Genomic DNA, 18,677 nt, shown 5'->3' with positions numbered 1-18,677 from the left:
GTCAGCGTACGCGGTGGGGCGGACGCGGCGCTCCGGAGCTACTCGCCGCGCGAGATCGAGACCATCTCGTCGCGTTCGACGACCTTGACTCGGGCACGATCGTGCGGTGCACCGAGCGCGATCTCGTGCTCGTCGAGTCGGTGCCAGCCTTCGAGGTCAGTCCACGCGACACCCCGGCTGGCGAGCAGTTCGACGACTGCCGCCTCGGAGGGATCCTCCGGGCTCCACCACGACCCCTGATCGTTGATCAGGTGCCGGACCGTCTCCATCGCATCAGACTTCGTGTGGCCGATCAGCCCCACGGGACCGCGCTTGATCCACCCGGTCGCGTACACGCCGGGCACACGCTCGTTCGAACTCTTGCGCAGCACCTGACCCTCGTGGTTCGGGATGACGCCGTGCTTCTTGTCGAATGGCACACCTTCCAACGGTGAGCCGAAGTACCCCACGGCCCGGTAGAGCTGACCGATCTGGACCGTCCGCAGCTCACCGGTGCCCTCCACACCACCCTCGCCGTCGGGTCGCGTGCGCTCATAGACGAACGACGAGACGTTGCCCTCGGCATCCTTCTGCACTTCGACAGGCTTGGCGTAGAAGTGCAGGTGGAGTCGGCGTGAGGCCTCACCACCCGCGTTGTTCACGCTGGGGCGCTGCCGCCAGGACTGCAGCACGCGGTCGATCACCATGACCTGCTTGTTCGAGGCGATCGCCGCCTTCGAGGCCTCGTCGTAGTCGAAGTCCTCGTCGTAGACGACCATGTCGACGTCGCGCAGTTCGCCGAGTTCTCGCAGCTCGAGGGGGGTGAACTTAACCTGGGCGGGGCCGCGGCGGCCGAACACGTGCACATCGGTGACCGGCGACGCCTTCAGACCTTCGTACACGTTCGCGGGGATCTCGGTGGGCAGCAGGTCATCGGCGTGCTTGGCGAGCACGCGCGCCACATCGAGCGCGACATTGCCGTTGCCGATGACGGCGACCGACTCGGCATCGAGCGGCCATTCGCGAGGGTAGTCGGGGTGCCCGTCGTACCAACTCACGAAGTCGGCCGCACCGTACGAACCGTTCGCCTCGATGCCCGGAATGTCGAGGTCGGCGTCGCGGACCGCCCCGGTGGCGAAGATGACGGCGTTGTAGTGCCGCTTGAGGTCGTCGAGCGTGATGTCGGTTCCGAAGTGCACGTTGCCGAAGATGCGGATATCACCCCGGTCCAGCACTTCGCGCAGCGCGTTGATGATGCCCTTGATGCGCGGGTGGTCTGGGGCGACACCGTACCGTACCAGCCCGTAGGGCGCCGGAAGGTGGTCGAACAGGTCGATCGACACATCGAACTTGCGCTCCGCCTTCAACAGGATGTCGGCCGCGTAGATGCCGGCGGGTCCCGCGCCGACGATGGCCAGCCTGAGCTTGGTCATTGGAGTCCTTCCGAAGGGCGCGGGACGAGCGTCGCGCGGGTCAGTGGGAACGGTCGACGACGACCTGGGCGAACCGGGTGAGCGCCTCGCGGACCGGCCCGTCGGGCAGTGCCTCGAGCGCGGCAACGGCCGCTTCCGACCACTCGACGGCCAGTCGCCGTGTCGCCTCCGTGGCACCGTGCTCTCGCAGGCGCCCGAGCGGCTCGTCGAGGATCGCCGGATCCGCACCGTCGGCGATGCGGGCGACACCGTCGTCGATCGTCGCCTTCAGCGAGCGTGACGCGGGGTCATCGGCGCGGCCGAGCAGCAGGTACGGCATGGTCGGCACACCGGCACGCAGATCGGTGCCGGGCACTTTGCCGGTCTCTTCGGCGTCGGCTGACAGGTCGATGACGTCATCGAGCAGTTGGAAGGCGACACCCACCTTCTCGCCGAAGTCCAGCACCGCCTGCTCGTACGCAGCCGGCGCGTCCGAGAAGAGGACGCCGACCTGCGCTGCGGCCGCGATCAGCGAGCCGGTCTTATCGGCGAGCACCTGGATGTAGAAGTCGACCGGGTCATCGCCGGCCTGCGCGCCGAGCGTCTCGTGCATCTGGCCGAGCACGAGCCGCTCGAAGGTGTCGGCCTGCAGACGGATCGCGCGCTCCCCGATCTGGGCCATGAGCTGGCTGGCGCGGGAGAAGAGCAGGTCGCCCGTGAGGATCGCGACGTTGTTGCCCCAGACGGCGTGTGCGCTGGGCACGCCGCGGCGGGTGTCGGCACCGTCCATGACGTCGTCGTGGTACAGCGAGCCGAGATGAGTGATCTCCAAGGCCGCGGCGCCCGAGATGACGTGATCGGTGGTGCCGTTGCCGAGTTGTGCCGTGAGGATCGCGAGCATGGGTCGCAGTCGCTTGCCGCCGGCCTCGTACAGGTAGCGGGTGGTTGCGTCGGCGAGGGCATCGGTCACCCTGAGCTCCACCGCGAGCGCCGCTTCGACGCGTTCGAGTCCGTCTTCGACGGTTCGCAGGAGCTTGCGCTGCTTCGGGCCCGCGAGGATGCGCTCGGTCATGCCGATGCGGCCCGCAAGCTGCGAGCCGGGCGCGGAAGGGCTCGGAGTCACCCTTCCAGCCTACCGGGCCGCGCCGACGACGGTCAGCGGCCGGTCACTGCGCCGGGCTTGGTTCCCCGGTGCAGTGCGACGATGCCGCCCGACAGGTTGCGGTGTGCGACATCCGACCATCCTGCCTCGCGCATCCACCCTGCCAACGTGCGCTGGTCGGGCCAGTCCCGGATCGACTCGTTCAGGTAGTCGTACGCCACGGCGTTCGAGCTGAAGGCGCGCGCCACGACGGGCAGGACGCGGTTGTTGTAGAAGCCGTAGAGCGCGGCGAACGCACGCGACGGCGGGTGTGAGAACTCGCAGATGACGACCCGCCCACCGGGCGCGGTCACCCGCAGCATCTCTGCCAGCGCGACCTTGGGCTCGATGACATTCCGCAACCCGAACGAGATGGTCACCGCGTCGAACTCGTCGTCGTCGAACGGAAGGGCCGTCGCGTCGGCCTGCTCGAACGAGAGATTCGGGATGCCGCCGTGCCGACGACGCCCCTCGGCGATCATGCCCCGCGAGAAGTCGGCCGCGACGACGTCGGCGCCGCCGCGGGCGAGCGAGACCGAACTGGCGCCCGTGCCTGCCGCGAGATCGAGGATGCGCTGCCCCGGCCTCGGGTCGATCGCCCTCGTGGTCGCGATGCGCCACAGCTTGTCGTTGCCGAGACTGAGCACCGTGTTGGTGCGGTCGTAGCCTGCGGCGACCTCATCGAACATGCCGCTCACGCGGGAGGGGTCCTTGCCGAGATCGGCGCGGTTCGGCTCTGCAGTCACGGTTCGAGCCTAGGTCACCGAGGGACCCGGGTACTCGGCGGGTCGGTCGAGCACCGAGAGCCAATGGCGGGCGGTGCGCGCATCGAAGGGCGGCTCGTGCGCGGTGACCGCGCGAAGCAGTTCATCGGCGGTCGCTTCGAGCCGCGCCATCACCGATGGCGGGTATCCGTACGCGACACTGTGCTCCTCCCATTCGTCGACGTCGTCGATCCAAATGCCGCGGCCGGCGTGGTCGACGACATCCAGGTCCATGTCGATGCCGCCGGGTACGCCGTCGCGCCATCCGGCATCCCAGGCGAGGTCGATGTAGACGCGGGTGGGATGCGGCGGCGCGTTCATCGTGAGCGCCCAGGTGCCACCGGGTGGGAGCAGGGTGACGTTGCCGAACTCCGCGACGAACTCCCGGCCGGGGCGAGCACTCCCCCACCCCGGATGCTGCCCGAACCAGTCACCATGCGCGTCGGCACCGAGATACCGGCAGTCGTGCACCCAGTGCGGCGACCCGTCCCACTTGCGCCAGACGAACCGCAGACGCGTTCCGGGTGCGGGTCGCTCGTCCATCCCCCGAGTGTGGCACGCGGCGCGGCGCGGTCGCCGCGGCCACCGGTCGTAGGCTGGACAGGTGAGTTCCGCTCTGCCGCCCGTCAAGCTGTGCGTCGTGACCCGCGAGGTCGATCCGGGCACGGTCGAGGAACTGCTTGAGCTGACATCGCCGCGTGATCCGCTCGTGTGGTCGCGACGGGGCGATGTCATGGTCGGCGGTTCCGCTGTGGCGGAGATGACGGCCTCGACCGCGGCCGAGGCGGCACGCTGGTGGCGCGGGGTCTGTGACAACGCCGAGGTCGACGACCCCGTCGGACTGCCCGGCACCGGACTCGTCGCCTTCGGCGCGCTCCCGTTCGACGCCCGGTCGGGCCGCAGCGGCACGCTGCGCGTGCCCGAGGTGCTCATCGGCCGTCGCGGCGGTCACGCCTGGATCACGCACGTCGGGCTCGGGTCCGCCCCGACGGCCGATGCACCGCGGCCCACGCCGTTCGGCGCGCATTGGGCGCCGACGCTCGGCCCCGGCACCCTCACCCCGGAGGGCTACCAGGCAGCCGTGCGCGCAGGCCTCGACGCGATCGCCGCCGGGGAGGTCGAGAAGGTGGTGCTTGCCCGAGACATCGCGGGCACCGTGCCGCCCGGCGCAGACCTGCGCCGGCTGGTGCGCGCGCTTTCGACCGCTTACCCCGACACGTGGACGTACGCCGTCGACGGACTCATCGGCGCGAGCCCCGAGACGCTCGTGACCGTCGCGGGCGGCACGGTCACGGCCCGGGTCCTGGCGGGCACCACCGCGCGCGGTGCGGATGCCGACGCCGACACGGCGGCATCCCTCGCCCTCGCGACCAGCGTGAAGGACCTCGACGAGCACGAGTACGCGGTGCAGTCGGTGCTGCGTTCGCTGCGCCCGCACACGTCGGCGCTCGTCGCCGCGGAGGAGCCGTTCACCCTCAAGCTGCCGAATGTCTGGCACCTCGCCACCGACGTGGAGGGGACGCTGAGCGACGCGGCGTCGGCGCTCGACCTGCTCGGGGCACTGCATCCCACCGCCGCCGTCGCCGGCACTCCGACCCAGGTCGCCATGGACGTCATCCGCCGGCTCGAGCCGTTCGATCGGGGGCTGTACGCGGGACCGGTCGGCTGGATCGACGCCGCCGGTGATGGCGAGTGGGCAATCGCGCTGCGCTGCGCGCAGTTCGACCTGTCGGCGATCCCGCCGGGCGGTCGCGACGACATCCCGTTCACTGCTCATGCCGGTGCGGGCATCGTCGCCGGCAGCGACCCCGAGACCGAGATGCTCGAGACGAGGGTGAAGTTCCGCCCGATCGTCGACGCCCTGGCGTGAGGGTCAGGCTCACTTCTTCGATAGCTGACGCAGTGCAGTGTCCTGGATGTTCTTGTGTGCAGCCGTCCGACGTGCGATCAACGCCTTGATCGCCTTCGTCTTGTCGGCACCGTCCGGCAGATCCTGCGCCTCCGCCAGTTCTCCCTCGATCTCGTCGAGCTGGCGTAGCCACCAGATGTCATTGAACAACCGGAACGCTTCCAACGCATCCTCCGCGCCGACTCGGTCTGCGTTCAAGAACCGCTCGGACAGCCCCGCTGCCACGGCGGCTGGTCCCCAACCGTCCAACTCGCTGATCTTGGCACCGTTGATGTACACCAGCACATACGAATCGCCTTCCACCACCGGCGCTTTCGTCTCGCTCCAGCAGAGCTTGCCGTCGACGACCACGAACTGCTCACCGTTGCGCTCGAACGTGCCATCCTCGGAGACGATCTCGCCGCTGTCCGCATCGATGTGCGCAGGGATGAGGGTGTTCCCGTCCGGGTAGAGGAGCACGTAGCCGGCCTTCGTGAGCGGCTTGCCCGGCGAGCTGAGATTCACACGCCACGTCATCACCCGGTCGTTGTCGCCGTCGATGAGCTTGTCGACAGTGCGTCCGATGAGTTTCGTGGCTGTCTTCGCAACCGTGACCCAAGCCGCGCCTGCGGGCCCGGACACCGCAAACACCGGTAGCGCGGCGGCTGTCGCCGCGGCGTCCACCCAGGACTCGAACGTCTTCTTGTTGAATCGGTCGAACGCGAAGCGAATTGTCACGTCGAGCTCTTGGCTGAGTTCCGCGGGCGAATAGTAGACGACGTCGGATCCGGGTTCATCCGCCCGAGAACTGAGGAGCCGCCCGTACTCGAGACGTTGGTACATGTAGTGCATCGCGAGTGGCTTGGCGTTCTGCAGCAATGGGCTGCGAACCGCCGACGTCAAGATCGCATCCCGTCCGCGTTTGTGCGCGTCGTCACCTGGAAACACGCTGACGATTCGGATGCTGAGCGGTCGACCCGGCCGGATTGGTGAGGGCTTCGGTCCCTTCGTCGACTCGTCGGGGAGGACGACGTGCGAGTCGAGCACCTCGATCGCGTCCTCGAACACACTGATCGCGTCTTTTGCACCGACTAACGGCATCGTGAACTCCCCAGTCCCCATCGGCGCCCGGGTCGGCGCCACTCACAATGAGTAGTAGTCCTCTTACGTGCAACGGTCAAGACCCGCACCCGCGGGTCCGAGCCGACGATTGGCTCAGACCGTTCAGCGAGACGAAACGCCCGCCACCGCTCAGGTGGCGGCGAGTCTCGCGCGCTCGGCCGCAACGTCGAACGACGCCGCGGGCCACTGCGGATCGATGCGCTCCAGCGCATCGATGACGAGCTGTTGCACGGCGAGCCGGGCGTACCACTTGCGGTCGGCTGGGACGACGTGCCAGGGCGCCACTTCGCTCGAGGTTCGCTCGAAAACCGTCTGATACGCGGCCATGTAGTCGGGCCACAGCTTGCGCTCATCGACATCGCCCGGGTTGTACTTCCAGTGCTTGTCCGGTCGGTCGAGCCGCTCCATCAATCGGGACTTCTGCTCGTCGGGCGAGATGTGCAGCATGACCTTGACGACGTGCACGCCGCTGATGTCGAGATGCGTCTCGAACGCGTTGATCGCGTCGTACCGGCGTTCGATCTCATCTGGCGACGCCAGTTCGCGCACCTTGCCGATGAGCACGTCTTCGTAGTGCGATCGGTCGAACACACCGATGTACCCGGCCGCCGGCACCTCCTTCTCGATGCGCCACAGGAAGTCGTGTGCGAGCTCTTCCTCGGTCGGCTTCTTGAAGGCCTTCAGATGCACGCCTTGCGGGTCGGTGGCGCCGATCACGTGCCGCACGATACCGCCCTTGCCGGCAGAGTCCATCGCCTGCAGCACCAGCAGCAGCGACGGCGAGCGCGGGTTCGCCCGGCTCTGGGCGAACAGGCGTTCCTGCAGTTCGTCGAAGCGCCCCTCGGCGGCCGCGAGATCCCTCTCGCCCTGCTTCTTGCCACCGGTGTAGCCGGGCGTGGATGCCGGGTCGACATCGGCCAGTCGGAACCCGTCACCGACCCGCAGCAGTTCGGTCGGTTCGGTACTCCACACGTTCGCGCTCATTCCGCCATCATGGCGGAAGCCCACCTCAACGTTCCAGAGCGACCTCGATGAGCTGCCGGCCACCGACCGGCGAGGTGAGCGCCTGATCCAGCGCCGACCGGGTCGCGACCCGTTGATACTCCCAGCCGTACGCGGTTGCGAGTTGCTCCAGCCGGACCGTGTGCGGGGTGTACAGCACGCGATCCATGGCATCCGCGCCGGCCACCGTCGCCACTTCGAGCCCGTCGAAGATCGTGCCGCCGCCGTCGTTGCCGACGATGACCTGAATGCGGGGCTCGACCTCCCCTGGAGGCAGCAGCAGCGCCCCGACGTCGTGCAGGAGGGCGAGATCGCCCGAGAGCACCCGCGTGACCCCGGAGGCGCCGCCGGACTGACTGGCCAGTGCGATGCCGAGGCCCGTCGCGACCGTGCCGTCGATGCCGGCGAGTCCGCGATTGGCGTGCACCGGCACCTTCTTGCCACCCAGCAGCTGGTCGGCGACCCGCACGAGACGCGACGAGGCGAACAGCAGCCGGTCGTGCGGCCACGTCGCGCGCCACACCGCATCGACGAGCGCCGCGCGGTCGATCCGGGCCCGGATGATGCTGAGTTCGGCAGAGATCGCACCGAGTCGCGTCTCGGGTTCAGCCGACGCAAGCGCGTCTGCGTCCGGGGCCGCAGGGCTCAGGTCGACGGCGGCGTCACGTGATGCCCGCATCCACGCACCGAGCCACTCCTTGTCGGGGTCTCCCGGCGCCACGGCGACGGCATCCGCAGCCACCGTCGCACCGTTGAGATTGAGTGGTTCACCGGGCCCGCGCACGGCGATCACCTCGACGTCGTCTCGCGAGAGCACGGCGGTGACCTCGCGGCTGAGGGTCGGGTGCCCGAAGACGACGACGCGCTCGATGCGCCCGCCGAGATCGCCGTCCGTCAGCAGTGCGCGATACCCGTGCACGACGTGGCGCCCGAACCGCGAGCCGCTGACGATCTCGGCGATCAGCGGCCACGCGCCGGCGTGCGCGAGCGACTCGGCGGACGGACCGGCGTCGGCGCCGGCGACGACCACGGTGCGCGGTCCGCGATCGAGCATCGTCGGCGCGTCATCGGCATCGGCGGGCAGGTCGGACTCGCCCACGCCCCCGCCGCCCTGATACAGCGCACCCCACGGCTGCGGCTCGTCGGCGACATCGACGATCGCGTCCTCTGCGGACGCCTCCGTGGGTGGCACCTCGACGCCGAACCACGTCGGCAGGGCACCGGCGAGCGGTTCCCGCACGGGAAGGTTCAGGTGCACGGGCCCGGCGGCGCGGGCTCCGACGCCGAGTGCCGCAGCGAACGCGTCATCGGCGAGCGTGCGGAGCATGACGGTCTGCTCCGCCGTGCCGTCATCGTCGATCGCTTCGGGGACTGGCACATCGGCCTCGAACCGCATGTTCGGCGAGAAGATGCCGGGTTGGCGGGTGGTCTGGTTCGCGCCAACACCGCGCAGTTCGGGCGGCCGGTCAGCTGTCAGCAGCAGCAGCGGCACACCGGCGTGATGGGCCTCGAGTGCGGCGGGCAGCAGATTCGCGACGGCAGTGCCGGACGTGCAGATGACCGCGGCCGGCACACCGGTCTCGCGGCCGATGCCGAGCGCCGTGAACCCCGCAACGCGCTCATCGATGCGCACATGCACCTGCACGCGCCCGCGGGCTTCGAGTTCTGCCGCGGCGAGCGCGAGCGCCTGCGAGCGGGACCCGGGGCTGACGACCACGTGCGCCACGCCCGCATCGACCAACCGGCCGAGGAGGGCAGCGGCCGCGTCCGTCGCCGGCGCCCGGTCGAGTCGGTCGGTCATCTCAGGCGCGGGTGTCGCGGCCGTCGCCGTCGTCGTCGGACGTGCCGCTATCGGACGGTGTCGGGGAATCGGTTGCAGGATCTTCACCCGGCTCGACGGCACCGTCGGCGGCGTGCCAGCGCGGGTCGTCGTCTTCTGCATCCAATGCGGCGAGCTCTTCTTCGAGCCGGCGGATGCGCTCGTCCTGGTCGGCGATCGAGCCGATCGAGCCGAGGAACTCGGGGTTGTCGTCGGGAGCCCGGAACACCGGCATGGTGCGCTTTCGGGCACGTCCGACGACGAACCACAGGATGCCGCCGAACACCGGCAGCAGGATGATGATGAGGATCCAGACCGGCTTGCTCACGCCGCGGTGCCGCGTGGGTGCCTGCAGGGCGCAGTCGACGATGCTGTAGATCCAGAACGCGACCAGCAGCAGGCCCAACGGGATGAGAACACGCGCCACATCACCATCCTAGGCGGGCAGTGCGTGCTCCGGCGGCGGCCTGACGCCCGCGGTCATGCGACGTAGGATCGAGGTATGCGTGCCCGCTCCGTGATCATCTACAGCGTGCTGCGCCTGTTGGCGTTCCTCGTCCCCTTCGGACTGATGATGCTCATCCCGGTGCTGCGGGAGTACTACTGGCTGGCCGCGATCTTCGCCGCGCTCATCGGGCTGAGCCTGTCGATGCTGTTCCTGCGAAAGCCCCTCAACGACATGACGGCCGGTATGGCCGATGCCAGAGCCGCCCGCGATGTCGACGCCAAGCGCCCCGCGCAGCCGACCGACGAAGAGGTCGAAGACCGCCTCGAGTGACGGTGCTGCCGCACAGCCGACCGGTTCTCAGCCGACGAGGGCCCAGGTGAGCAGCGCGCCGTACAGGACGCTCGTCAGCGACGTCACACCGAGTGCGACGACCAGTTCGCGCGGTGCGCGGTAGGTCCAGACGATGAGCGTCGCGGCTGCGGCGGGCATGAGTGCCAGGAGCGTGAGCCAGGCGATCGGGTAGACCTGCGTGAACAGGATCGCGATGGCGAACGGCACGACCATGAGCACCGTGAACAGCCCCTGCGTCGCACGCCGCCCGATCAGCACGCTGAGGGTGCGTTTGCCGGCGAGCCGGTCCTGATCGATGTCGCGCAGGTTGTTCGCCAGCAGCACGGCGCACGCGAGCGCACCGGCGGCGATACCGCCGAGCCACGCTTCCTGCGGCACGCCACCCGACTGCACGAATGCAGTGCCGACGGTGGCGACCAGCCCGAAGAAGACGAAGACGAACAGTTCGCCGAGCCCGGCGTAGCCGTAGGGGCGCTTGCCGCCGGTGTAGAACCAGGCGGCCAGGATGCAGGCGGCGCCGATCGCCAGCATCCACCAGTGCTGCGTGCGCACGACGATCGCGACACCGGCGATCGCAGCGATCGCGAAGAAGACGAGTGCAACGGTGAGCACGGCGCGAGGCTTCGCCTTGCCGGATGCGGTCAGCCGCGCCGGCCCGACGCGGTGGGCGTCGGTGCCGCGGATGCCGTCGCTGTAGTCGTTCGCGTAGTTCACGCCGATCTGGAGTGCGACGGCGACGGTCAGACACGCGAGCGCGAGCACCCAATGGAAGCGGTTGTCGACGAGCAGCGCCGCGCCGGTGCCGATCGCGACGGGCGTGATCGCCAGCGGGAGCGTGCGCAGCCGTGCCGCGCCGATCCAGTCCTTGGCGGTCGCCGGCGTCACGCGGCGTGGGCCGGCGGTGCGCACCTTCTGGGGATTGCCGCGCGAGGGCTGCTGCTTCTTCGTATGTTGCTTCTTGGAGGCGCGCTTGCCGCGCGAGGATGCTGCCACGAGGGGAGATTCTAGTCAGCGCCCTTCTGCGTGCACGCTCACCGGAGCAGGCGAGCATCGCGTTGTCGGTCACCGGGTACCCGCAGCACTAAAACGGGCCCGTTCCCGGCATCCTGAGCCGCTGTCCTGACGTCAGGCGAGGGCGCGGGCGGCGCGGCGGTCGGGTTTGCCTGACGGCAGGCGCGGGATCTCGGCGACGGGAATGATGCGGGCGGGTCGGGCCGGGGCGCCGAGTTCGGCGGCGACTGCGGTGCGCGCGGCGGTGAGCGCGGCGTCCGGGTCGGTGACGCCGGCGGCGACGATGGCGGAGGCCTGCCCCCACCGCTCGTCGGCGATCGGCACGACGACGGCCTGCTCGAGCCCCGGCACGGTGTGCACGACACGTTCGACCCGGTCGAGCGAGACGTTGACCCCGCCCGAGACGATGACGTTGTCGAGTCGGCCGGTGATCCGCAAAACGTCGCCTTCGACCGCGCCGGCATCACCGGTGCGATACCAGCGGATGCCATCGTCGACGGTGAACGCGGATGCCGTGAGCGCCTCGTCGAGGTACCCTTCGGCGAGGGTCGGGCCCGATACCTGCACCTCGCCGTCGACGACGCGCAGGCCGACACCATCGAGCGGCACGCCGTCGTAGACGCACCCGCCGCTTGTCTCGGTCGACCCATACGTGCGCACGATGCGCGCACCGCGCTCGGCCGCACGCTCCAGCAGCGCCGGCGAGATGGCCTGACCGCCGACGAGGATCGCCTCGTAGGCGGCGAGGGCGGCATCCACCTGCGGGTCGTCGACGTCGAGCAGGGTCGCCAGCTGCGCCGGCACGAGCGACGTGTACCGCGGCACCGGGGTACCCCCGCGGCTCGATGCAAGCCCGTGCGTCGCCGCGGCGAACGTCTGCGCCGTGAACGAGCCGCTCAGCAGGGCTGGCTCGTGCCCGGCGATGAGGGCGCGCACGAGCACCTGGACACCGGCGATGTAGGTGGCCGGCAACGCCAGCAGCCACGCACCGTCGCCGATCCGCGCGCTCGTGGCCAGCGCGCTCGCGGTGAGGGCGTGACGGCCGAGGACGACGGACTTGGGGATGCCGGTCGACCCCGACGTCGTGAGGACGACGGCGGTGCCGGCGGGCACCTCAGCAGGCAAGCACGCGGGGTCGCCGCCGAGCGCGACCGCCGGCCCCGCACCCAGCACCGCCGCCCGCAACGCGCGCAGCACGTCGCGCGGGTTGGCGGAGACCAGTGGGCTCAGCAGCATCAGTAGTGGTACGGGTAGGGCGACCAGTCCGGGTCGCGCTTCTGCAGGAACGCGTCGCGGCCTTCGACGGCCTCGTCGGTGCCGTAGGCGAGGCGGGTCGCCTCACCGGCGAACACCTGCTGACCCACCATGCCGTCGTCGATCGCGTTGAAGGCGAACTTCAGCATGCGGATCGCGGTCGGCGACTTGCCGAGGATCGTGCGCGCCATCGCGATCGCCTCGCGCTCGAGGTCGGCGTGCGGCACGACCCGGTTCACGGCGCCCATCTCGTACGCACGCTTGGCCGAATACTCCTCGGCGAGGAAGAACACCTCGCGCGCGAGCTTCTGCCCCACCTGCCGCGCCATATAGGCGGAGCCGTAACCGGCGTCGAACGAGCCGACATCGGCATCCGTCTGCTTGAACCGGGCGTGCTCAGCCGACGCGATCGACAGGTCGCACACGATGTGCAGCGAGTGGCCGCCGCCCGCCGCCCACCCGGGGATGACGGCGATGACGACCTTCGGCATGAAGCGGATGAGCCGCTGCACCTCCAGGATGTGCAACCGCCCGGCGCGGGCGGGGTCGGGCGCGGTGGCATCGTCTGCGGCGTACGTGTAGCCGTCGCGGCCGCGGATGCGCTGGTCGCCGCCCGAGCAGAACGCCCAGCCGCCGTCCTTGGCGCTCGGACCGTTGCCGGTGAGCAGCACGACGCCGACCCTCGGGTCCTGCCGGGCGATGTCGAGCGCACGGTACAGCTCGTCGACCGTGTGCGGACGGAACGCGTTTCGCACCTCGGGGCGGTCGAACGCGATGCGCGCGATGCGCCCGTCGACGGACACGTGGGCGGTGATGTCGGTGTAGGCCTCAGCGCCGGGCGCGAGCACCCACTCCGCAGGGTCGAACAGCTCGGAGACGGTCACACGTCCAGCCTACGGCCGCGGGCCACCACACCCACCGATGCCGCGGCGCCTACAGTGGCGACATGGACACCTTCGTCGCCCGCGCGGTGAGACGGATGCCGATGTCGCGACACTGTCGGAGCATGGACCGTCGACGCGGACTGCACGCCGGGGCACTGGTCATCGCAGCAGCGCTCTCACTGAGCGCGTGCGCGACGACGCCCGGCACGACAGCTCCCCCCTCGGAGACCGCGTCACCCGATGCCCGAGCGTGGGTGCAGTTCGACGACTTCCCTCTCGAGCCGCGGGACCAGCCCGCCGCTGCGTGGACCGGCAGCGAGCTCCTCGTGCTCGGCGGTTCGACCGGACCACCGTGCCCACCGAATGCGTACTGCATCGCAGGCGACCCGGTTGCCGACGGCGCAGCGCTCGACCCCGAGACTGGCACCTGGCGGGCGATCGCCGACGCCCCGATGGGGCTGCCGTCCCCGACGGCTGTCACGGTCGGTGACCTCGTGTACGTGACGAGCACGCTCATCGCCGACGAACAAACGCTGCTCTCCTACGATCCCGCTGCAGACACGTGGGCGACCGTGGATGCCCCACTCGAGGTTGGACACCTCCTCGTCGCCGACGGCGACGATCTGCTCCTGGTCTCGGCCTCCGACGAATACGGCGGCGTGCCTGACCTCGTGCTCGACGGTGCGACCGGCGAATGGACAGAGCTCCCCGCCGACCCGATCGGCGATGCGTTCAACCGGATGCTGACGCCCACGACGCACGGCCTCGTGCTGACGGCCCACGATCTCGTCGACAATCCCGGCGCCGACGGCCCCTCGCTTACACTCGCGGCACTGTTCGACCGCGAGACCCAGACCTGGACGCGGCTGCCCGATACCGAGCAGATCGCCGATTGGCCGTGGGCCGTCAACGGCGACCGCCTGATCGCACCGTCGCTCGGCGGCGCGGACGGCGGGGAGATAGGCAACTGGGGACGCGTGTATCCGAACGGCGGGGTCATTACCCTGCCCGACGGTGCGTGGGAGCCGTTGCCGAACCTGCCTACCGGCAACCATCAGCCGGGGCTCGCCGATGCGGTCGGCACTCACCTCTCGGTCGCCTCCGGGTACCTCTACGACGACGATGCGCGCACGTGGGAGCCGCTGCCACCGGTCGACGACATCCCCGACGTTGTGCGGACGACCGCCTGGATGGGTGACCGACTCCTCGCCTTCGGTGGCACCGCGTGGAACAGCCGCGAGGGCGAACGCCTGAGGTCCGTCTGGATGCTGACGCCGTGAGTCGCGCAGCGCTCGCGCTGCCGGCATTGCTCGTCGTCGCGATCCTGGCCGTGTCTGCACACGGACGCGGCGGACACGGTCTTCTGCGGCACCGACGTGCGGTGGTCTCCGCCAGAATGAGCCCGTGATCCTCGAACACGCCGTCCTGCCCGTACGCGCCGGTCGCGAAGCGGACTTCGAAGCCGCGTTCGCGCGTGCCCGCCCGCTGATCGCGTGCCAGCCCGGCTTCATCGACCTCGCCCTGCACCGGTCGGCCGAGACCCCGAACGAATACCTGCTGCTGGTCTCGTGGGAAAGCGTCGAAGCGCACACCGAGGGCTTCCGACGGTCGGCCGAATACGAGCAGTGGCGGCACCTGCTGCACGACTTCTACGACCCGTTCCCGGTCGTCGAGCACTTCACCGAGATTCCGCTCGGCGCACCCGAGGCTCAGCGCACGGAATGAACCTCCGGTGAGCGTCCGGTGACCCGGTCGCAGGAGCCGGGCGAGCATGCGATCCTGGTAGGGACCACCCTCTCCCCCGGAGGTCGCGCCATGCGAATCACCCGAAGCTCCGACTGGCGGGACGCCCTGTCGTTCGACATGCCGTTCCGCGCCGCAGATGTCGCCCCCGGCGAACCTGCTCGTTGCGCTGCGTGTCCCGGCGACGCCGATGCGCTGCCGCGCACCGACCTGTGGGCGGTGAAGCATCGGCATCCCACGAACCCGGCCGGCTTCGTGCGCTTCTATTGCGCCGCACACACCCCGAAGGCCCCCGCCCGCCCCGTGGCGGCCGCAGCGCCCGCGCGCGCATCGCGTGCGCCCCGCCGCGAACCGGCCCGCCGCGAGACGATCCCGAAGCGTCAAGCGCCGACCGATATCGTGCGGGCCATGTGCCCCGACTGCTTCGTCGAGGTCTCCGCCACCGGCGAATGCGGCATGTGCGGCCAGCGCATCTGAGCAGCGCCGCAGCGTCCCAGCCGCTGCCGAGGATCGCGCGTTCAACATTCAGGCTTCGCGAGGTCTCCGGCGACGTGAGCCGCAGAGTTCCGCGGGCATCGCAGCACTTGGGCCACGCAGAGCCTGAATGTTGAACCGGGCGCGGCAGCAAGTAGCATCGGCGGATGCTGCGATTCGACGATCCGCTGCCCGTGCGGCCGCAGAAGATCGTCGTCGCGGGCGTCTCAGGTTCAGGCAAGACGACCCTCGCGGGTCGCATCGCCGCCGTCGCCGCGGTGCCGCACGTCGAGATCGATGGCCTGTTCCACGGCGCCGACTGGACGCCGAGACCGACGTTTCTCGACGACGTCGATGCGTTCACGGCGGAGCCGGCGTGGGTCACCGAGTGGCAGTACCGCACCGCCCGGCCGGTGCTGAGCGATCGGGCCGACCTGCTCGTCTGGCTCGACCTGCCCTTCGCCACCGTGACGCTGCCGCGGGTGGTCTCGCGGACCCTTCGCCGCCGCATCCGTCGTGAGGAGCTGTGGAACGGCAACGTCGAGCCGTCGCTGCGTACGTTCTTCACCGACCGCGAGCACATCGTCCGCTGGTCGATCTCCACCCGCAACAATTACCGCGCGCGCATCCCGGCGCTCGCGGAGACCCATCCCGCACTGCCCGTCGTCCGACTGCGATCCCAGCGGCAGGTCGACGCGTGGATCGTCGGGCCACTCACCGCCGCGGTCGCCGCATCGTCGCGTGCACAACGTCGCAATTCCGATCCCGAACGGCCTTGAGCCGGCCATTCTCAGCCTGCACGTGGCGAATTGGCGACGTTGTGCTCACCGCCGCGGCGCGCGACGCGCCTTGAGGAACCCGTCGATGATGTCCCAGACGGCGACGCCGGCGATCGTGAACCCGGTGATCGTGCGGAGGATGAACAGGAGGTCTTCGCCCGCCCCTGCGTCGAGGCCGGCTTGGACGGCAGCCGGGTTGAACAGCACACCGAGGTTGTAGAACAGGATGCCGGCGGCCGCGAGCGCGAGCACGGTGTTCACGACCGCGGCCGCGACCGTCCAGCGACCCATCCGGTACACCCAGGCGGCGAGCGCGATCTCGAGGGCCATCACGACGAACAGCAGCACGATCTCGACCGGCCACAGCGAGCTGTTGAGCACCGAGACGAGTCCGTCGTCTGTGGGGACGAAGCCGACGCCGAGGTCCCACAGGATGAGTCCCGCCAGGAACACCATGAAGATGACCGATGCGACGAGGTCCGACAGGCGGGCGCCCGTCTCGCGCGGCAGCGGCAACCGGTCGGGCGTCCACTCGAGCACCGGCGCTCCGGAGCGGGCACCGGTGCGCTCGATGATCGCGAACACGAGCGTCACCCAGAAGCACACGTGCATGATCACCGTGATGACGGTGACGACGGTCGTGCCGATGACATCGCCGACCTCGGCACCCGAGAGCATCTTGCCCAGCGCGACCCCGAAGGCGGCGCAGGTCGGCACGATCCACAGCAGCAGGATCAGCAGCCGCTTCCACTCCAAGAAGTACCGGGGGCCGATCAGCTGCAACGGCCGGTCGGCGTAGCCGGCGGCCAGCACATCGGGGTCGCCGAGCGCCTCGATGACGGCGCGCTCTGCGGCGGCGGGTGTTTCGCCGGCGGCGACGCGGTCGTCGATCTGATCGGCGAGCAGGGCCGACAGTTCGCGCTCGACGTCGTCGCGCTGCGCTTCGGGGACGGCCCGGGTGACGGCGAGGAGATAGCGGTCGGTGAGGGTGGCATCCATGGTGGTCCTCCGGTTCAGGCTTCAGGAAGGTCGGCGATCGCGGCGGCGACCGTGCGGAAATCGGTGGCGAGGACGCCCGCAAGGCGAGCACCCTGCGCGCTGGTGCGGTAGAACTTGCGGGGTCGCGCCTCCTCGGTGTTCCACTCGCTCGTGAGGTGCCCCTGCTTCTCGAGGCGCCGAAGCAGCGGATAGAGCGTGTTGGCGTCGGTGTCGAACCCGCGCGCGTTCAACTGCTCGAGCAGCCCGTAGCCGTAGCCGGGCTCGGCGAGCAGTCGGAGCACGGCGAGCACCACCGTGCCCCGCCGCAGCTCTTGCAGGTGCGTCTCAAGTGCTTCCGTCTCGCTCACGCCTCACACGATACTGTGTGACACACACTATCGTCAATGACACAGTCTGACGCGGACGTCGGGGTCTGGAAGAATCGAGAAAAGGGGGTTCCATCATGGGCATCCGTTCGACCTTCACTCGCATCAAGCAGGCGATCTTCGGCAAGCCGCTCACCCGTGAGCAGGCGCAGGTGCAGAACGAGAACTACCGTCGCGCCGCACAGGGCAGCAGCGCTGAGCGCGGATCGTCGGTCCAGAACCAGACCTTCATGTTCTGATCAAGCCAGGATGGATGCCGTGAGCATTCCAGCCCTGTCTGACCTGACGACCGAGTTCCACGTCGTCGCACTGCCGCTCGTGACGCGATTCCGCGGCGTCGAGACTCGCGAGGCGCTCCTGCTCCGGGGACCTGAGGGGTGGAGCGAGTTCTCCCCCTTCGTCGAGTACGACGACACCGAGGCGGCGACGTGGCTCGCTGCGGCGATCGACTTCGGCTGGCGTGAGCAGCCCGCGCCGGTGCGCGACCGCATCCCGGTCAATGCGACGGTGCCGGCGGTGACAGCAGACGCGGTGCCCGGCGTGCTGGCCCGGTTCGACGGATGCCGCACTGCGAAGGTCAAGGTGGCCGAGCGCGGCCAGCGCCTGGCCGACGATGTCGCGCGGGTGCGGGCCGTGCGCGAGGCGATGGGGCCCGAGGGGCGTATCCGCGTCGACGCGAACGGCGGCTGGAACCTCGACGAAGCCGAGCACGCGGTGCACGCACTCGCCGAGTTCGACCTGGAATACGTCGAACAGCCGTGCGCGAGCGTCGATGAACTCGCCCAACTGCGCACCCGCATCCGCTACATGGGCATTCCGGTCGCCGCCGACGAGTCGGTCCGCAAGGCCGACGACCCGCTCGCAGTTGCTCGGGCAGGGGCCGCCGACCTCATCGTCGTCAAGGCGCAGCCGCTCGGCGGCATCGCGCGCGCGCTCGAGATCGTCGCGGATGCGGGCCTGCCCGCTGTGGTCTCGAGCGCGCTCGACACGAGCGTCGGCCTGTCGATGGGCGTCGCGCTGGCCGCATCGCTTCCCGACCTCGAATTCGACTGCGGCCTGGGCACCGCGTCGCTCCTGGCGGCCGACGTCACCGCTTCGCCCCTCACCCCGCGCGGCGGGGGGTTGCCGGTCGCTCGCGTGGAGGTGGATGCCACCCTGCTCGAGCGCCATGCCGCCTCCGACGAGCGACGCGAATGGTGGACGCAGCGCCTGCGGCGCTGCCACGCGCTGCTGGCGGGCTGA

Annotated in this window: 21 protein-coding genes; 8 read left to right on the top strand and 13 right to left on the bottom strand. The window is 69.7% G+C overall.

Going from position 1 to position 18,677, the window contains the following annotated elements; all coding sequences use genetic code 11:
* Nucleotides 1–38: 38 nt before the first annotated feature.
* The 4 genes from AC3ENX_RS00420 to AC3ENX_RS00405 all read right to left on the bottom strand — a co-directional run bounded on the left by AC3ENX_RS00420 (nucleotide 39) and on the right by AC3ENX_RS00405 (nucleotide 3,839).
* Nucleotides 39–1,412 carry an FAD-dependent oxidoreductase gene (locus AC3ENX_RS00420; RefSeq protein WP_434809861.1) on the bottom strand — a complete coding sequence of 458 codons (1,374 nt, stop codon included), beginning with the start codon at nucleotides 1,410–1,412 and terminating at the stop codon, nucleotides 39–41.
* A 40-nt stretch (nucleotides 1,413–1,452) separates the two neighbouring features.
* Nucleotides 1,453–2,514: a polyprenyl synthetase family protein gene (locus AC3ENX_RS00415; RefSeq protein ID WP_434809859.1), complete on the bottom strand. Its 1,062-nt coding sequence runs from the start codon at nucleotides 2,512–2,514 to the stop codon at nucleotides 1,453–1,455.
* 32 nt (nucleotides 2,515–2,546) lie between these two features.
* Nucleotides 2,547–3,221 carry a class I SAM-dependent methyltransferase gene (locus tag AC3ENX_RS00410; protein WP_434810365.1) on the bottom strand — a complete coding sequence of 225 codons (675 nt, stop codon included), beginning with the start codon at nucleotides 3,219–3,221 and terminating at the stop codon, nucleotides 2,547–2,549.
* Nucleotides 3,222–3,287: 66 nt separating this feature from the next.
* Entirely contained in the window at nucleotides 3,288–3,839 is a 552-nt protein-coding gene (locus AC3ENX_RS00405; protein WP_434809857.1) for a DUF402 domain-containing protein, read from the bottom strand.
* Between the two features lie 61 nt (nucleotides 3,840–3,900).
* On the opposite strand from AC3ENX_RS00405, the gene AC3ENX_RS00400 reads away from it, so the two are divergent.
* Nucleotides 3,901–5,166: an isochorismate synthase gene (locus tag AC3ENX_RS00400; RefSeq protein WP_434809855.1), complete on the top strand. Its 1,266-nt coding sequence runs from the start codon at nucleotides 3,901–3,903 to the stop codon at nucleotides 5,164–5,166.
* Nucleotides 5,167–5,175: 9 nt separating this feature from the next.
* Here the strand turns inward: AC3ENX_RS00400 and AC3ENX_RS00395 are convergent, their stop codons facing one another.
* The 4 genes from AC3ENX_RS00395 to AC3ENX_RS00380 form a co-directional block, all read right to left on the bottom strand.
* Entirely contained in the window at nucleotides 5,176–6,285 is a 1,110-nt protein-coding gene (locus tag AC3ENX_RS00395; RefSeq protein WP_434809854.1) for a hypothetical protein, read from the bottom strand.
* A 150-nt stretch (nucleotides 6,286–6,435) separates the two neighbouring features.
* Nucleotides 6,436–7,290 carry a polyphosphate kinase 2 family protein gene (locus tag AC3ENX_RS00390; protein ID WP_434809853.1) on the bottom strand — a complete coding sequence of 285 codons (855 nt, stop codon included), beginning with the start codon at nucleotides 7,288–7,290 and terminating at the stop codon, nucleotides 6,436–6,438.
* A 25-nt stretch (nucleotides 7,291–7,315) separates the two neighbouring features.
* Nucleotides 7,316–9,109, bottom strand: coding sequence for a 2-succinyl-5-enolpyruvyl-6-hydroxy-3-cyclohexene-1-carboxylic-acid synthase (gene menD, locus AC3ENX_RS00385; RefSeq protein WP_434809852.1), 1,794 nt, complete (start codon nucleotides 9,107–9,109; stop codon nucleotides 7,316–7,318).
* A gap of 1 nt (nucleotide 9,110) precedes the next feature.
* Nucleotides 9,111–9,554, bottom strand: coding sequence for a PLD nuclease N-terminal domain-containing protein (locus tag AC3ENX_RS00380; RefSeq protein ID WP_434809851.1), 444 nt, complete (start codon nucleotides 9,552–9,554; stop codon nucleotides 9,111–9,113).
* Nucleotides 9,555–9,629: 75 nt separating this feature from the next.
* Between AC3ENX_RS00380 and AC3ENX_RS00375 the strand changes: the two genes are divergently transcribed.
* Nucleotides 9,630–9,905 (top strand): DUF4229 domain-containing protein, encoded by a 276-nt coding sequence (locus tag AC3ENX_RS00375; protein WP_434809850.1) that lies wholly within the window; start codon nucleotides 9,630–9,632, stop codon nucleotides 9,903–9,905.
* Nucleotides 9,906–9,932: 27 nt separating this feature from the next.
* Here AC3ENX_RS00375 and AC3ENX_RS00370 read toward each other — a convergent pair whose 3' ends face one another.
* The 3 genes from AC3ENX_RS00370 to AC3ENX_RS00360 form a co-directional block, all read right to left on the bottom strand.
* Nucleotides 9,933–10,919 carry a 1,4-dihydroxy-2-naphthoate polyprenyltransferase gene (locus AC3ENX_RS00370; protein ID WP_434809849.1) on the bottom strand — a complete coding sequence of 329 codons (987 nt, stop codon included), beginning with the start codon at nucleotides 10,917–10,919 and terminating at the stop codon, nucleotides 9,933–9,935.
* Between the two features lie 132 nt (nucleotides 10,920–11,051).
* Entirely contained in the window at nucleotides 11,052–12,173 is a 1,122-nt protein-coding gene (locus tag AC3ENX_RS00365; protein ID WP_434809848.1) for an AMP-binding protein, read from the bottom strand.
* Nucleotides 12,173–13,075 (bottom strand): 1,4-dihydroxy-2-naphthoyl-CoA synthase, encoded by a 903-nt coding sequence (locus tag AC3ENX_RS00360; protein WP_434809847.1) that lies wholly within the window; start codon nucleotides 13,073–13,075, stop codon nucleotides 12,173–12,175. Before AC3ENX_RS00360 ends, AC3ENX_RS00365 begins: the two co-directional genes overlap by 1 nt.
* Nucleotides 13,076–13,197: 122 nt before the next feature.
* Between AC3ENX_RS00360 and AC3ENX_RS00355 the strand changes: the two genes are divergently transcribed.
* The 4 genes from AC3ENX_RS00355 to AC3ENX_RS00340 all read left to right on the top strand — a co-directional run bounded on the left by AC3ENX_RS00355 (nucleotide 13,198) and on the right by AC3ENX_RS00340 (nucleotide 16,071).
* Nucleotides 13,198–14,355: a Kelch repeat-containing protein gene (locus AC3ENX_RS00355; protein ID WP_434809846.1), complete on the top strand. Its 1,158-nt coding sequence runs from the start codon at nucleotides 13,198–13,200 to the stop codon at nucleotides 14,353–14,355.
* 124 nt (nucleotides 14,356–14,479) lie between these two features.
* Nucleotides 14,480–14,800 carry an antibiotic biosynthesis monooxygenase family protein gene (locus AC3ENX_RS00350; protein WP_434809845.1) on the top strand — a complete coding sequence of 107 codons (321 nt, stop codon included), beginning with the start codon at nucleotides 14,480–14,482 and terminating at the stop codon, nucleotides 14,798–14,800.
* A 90-nt stretch (nucleotides 14,801–14,890) separates the two neighbouring features.
* Nucleotides 14,891–15,295, top strand: coding sequence for a glucose-6-phosphate dehydrogenase (locus AC3ENX_RS00345; protein WP_434809844.1), 405 nt, complete (start codon nucleotides 14,891–14,893; stop codon nucleotides 15,293–15,295).
* 164 nt (nucleotides 15,296–15,459) lie between these two features.
* On the top strand, nucleotides 15,460–16,071 hold the full coding sequence (locus AC3ENX_RS00340; protein ID WP_434809843.1) for a P-loop NTPase family protein: 612 nt from the start codon (nucleotides 15,460–15,462) through the stop codon (nucleotides 16,069–16,071).
* A gap of 45 nt (nucleotides 16,072–16,116) precedes the next feature.
* Here AC3ENX_RS00340 and AC3ENX_RS00335 read toward each other — a convergent pair whose 3' ends face one another.
* Both AC3ENX_RS00335 and AC3ENX_RS00330 read right to left on the bottom strand, forming a co-directional pair.
* Nucleotides 16,117–17,070 carry a permease prefix domain 1-containing protein gene (locus AC3ENX_RS00335; protein ID WP_434809842.1) on the bottom strand — a complete coding sequence of 318 codons (954 nt, stop codon included), beginning with the start codon at nucleotides 17,068–17,070 and terminating at the stop codon, nucleotides 16,117–16,119.
* A gap of 14 nt (nucleotides 17,071–17,084) precedes the next feature.
* Nucleotides 17,085–17,417 carry a PadR family transcriptional regulator gene (locus AC3ENX_RS00330; protein WP_434809841.1) on the bottom strand — a complete coding sequence of 111 codons (333 nt, stop codon included), beginning with the start codon at nucleotides 17,415–17,417 and terminating at the stop codon, nucleotides 17,085–17,087.
* Between the two features lie 95 nt (nucleotides 17,418–17,512).
* On the opposite strand from AC3ENX_RS00330, the gene AC3ENX_RS00325 reads away from it, so the two are divergent.
* On the top strand, nucleotides 17,513–17,674 hold the full coding sequence (locus AC3ENX_RS00325) for a hypothetical protein (RefSeq protein WP_434809840.1): 162 nt from the start codon (nucleotides 17,513–17,515) through the stop codon (nucleotides 17,672–17,674).
* A 10-nt stretch (nucleotides 17,675–17,684) separates the two neighbouring features.
* Nucleotides 17,685–18,677 carry an o-succinylbenzoate synthase gene (locus AC3ENX_RS00320; protein WP_434809839.1) on the top strand — a complete coding sequence of 331 codons (993 nt, stop codon included), beginning with the start codon at nucleotides 17,685–17,687 and terminating at the stop codon, nucleotides 18,675–18,677.

The sequence above is a fragment of the Microbacterium sp. bgisy189 genome, assembly GCF_057707225.1.
This window is presented reverse-complemented; position numbering and strand designations above follow the sequence as displayed.

Excerpts from the sequence above, each read along its gene's own strand:
- AC3ENX_RS00420 (WP_434809861.1), bottom strand. The coding sequence starts at position 1,412 with ATGACCAAGCTCAGGCTGGCCATCGTCGGCGCGGGACCCGCCGGCATC.
- AC3ENX_RS00410 (WP_434810365.1), bottom strand. The coding sequence starts at position 3,221 with ATGTTCGATGAGGTCGCCGCAGGCTACGACCGCACCAACACGGTGCTC.
- AC3ENX_RS00405 (WP_434809857.1), bottom strand. The coding sequence starts at position 3,839 with ATGGACGAGCGACCCGCACCCGGAACGCGTCTGCGGTTCGTCTGGCGC.
- AC3ENX_RS00395 (WP_434809854.1), bottom strand. The coding sequence starts at position 6,285 with ATGCCGTTAGTCGGTGCAAAAGACGCGATCAGTGTGTTCGAGGACGCG.
- AC3ENX_RS00390 (WP_434809853.1), bottom strand. The coding sequence starts at position 7,290 with ATGAGCGCGAACGTGTGGAGTACCGAACCGACCGAACTGCTGCGGGTC.
- menD (WP_434809852.1), bottom strand. The coding sequence starts at position 9,109 with ATGACCGACCGACTCGACCGGGCGCCGGCGACGGACGCGGCCGCTGCC.
- AC3ENX_RS00375 (WP_434809850.1), top strand. The coding sequence starts at position 9,630 with ATGCGTGCCCGCTCCGTGATCATCTACAGCGTGCTGCGCCTGTTGGCG.
- AC3ENX_RS00365 (WP_434809848.1), bottom strand. The coding sequence starts at position 12,173 with ATGCTGCTGAGCCCACTGGTCTCCGCCAACCCGCGCGACGTGCTGCGC.
- AC3ENX_RS00355 (WP_434809846.1), top strand. The coding sequence starts at position 13,198 with ATGGACCGTCGACGCGGACTGCACGCCGGGGCACTGGTCATCGCAGCA.
- AC3ENX_RS00345 (WP_434809844.1), top strand. The coding sequence starts at position 14,891 with ATGCGAATCACCCGAAGCTCCGACTGGCGGGACGCCCTGTCGTTCGAC.
- AC3ENX_RS00340 (WP_434809843.1), top strand. The coding sequence starts at position 15,460 with ATGCTGCGATTCGACGATCCGCTGCCCGTGCGGCCGCAGAAGATCGTC.
- AC3ENX_RS00335 (WP_434809842.1), bottom strand. The coding sequence starts at position 17,070 with ATGGATGCCACCCTCACCGACCGCTATCTCCTCGCCGTCACCCGGGCC.
- AC3ENX_RS00325 (WP_434809840.1), top strand. The coding sequence starts at position 17,513 with ATGGGCATCCGTTCGACCTTCACTCGCATCAAGCAGGCGATCTTCGGC.
- AC3ENX_RS00320 (WP_434809839.1), top strand. The coding sequence starts at position 17,685 with ATGGATGCCGTGAGCATTCCAGCCCTGTCTGACCTGACGACCGAGTTC.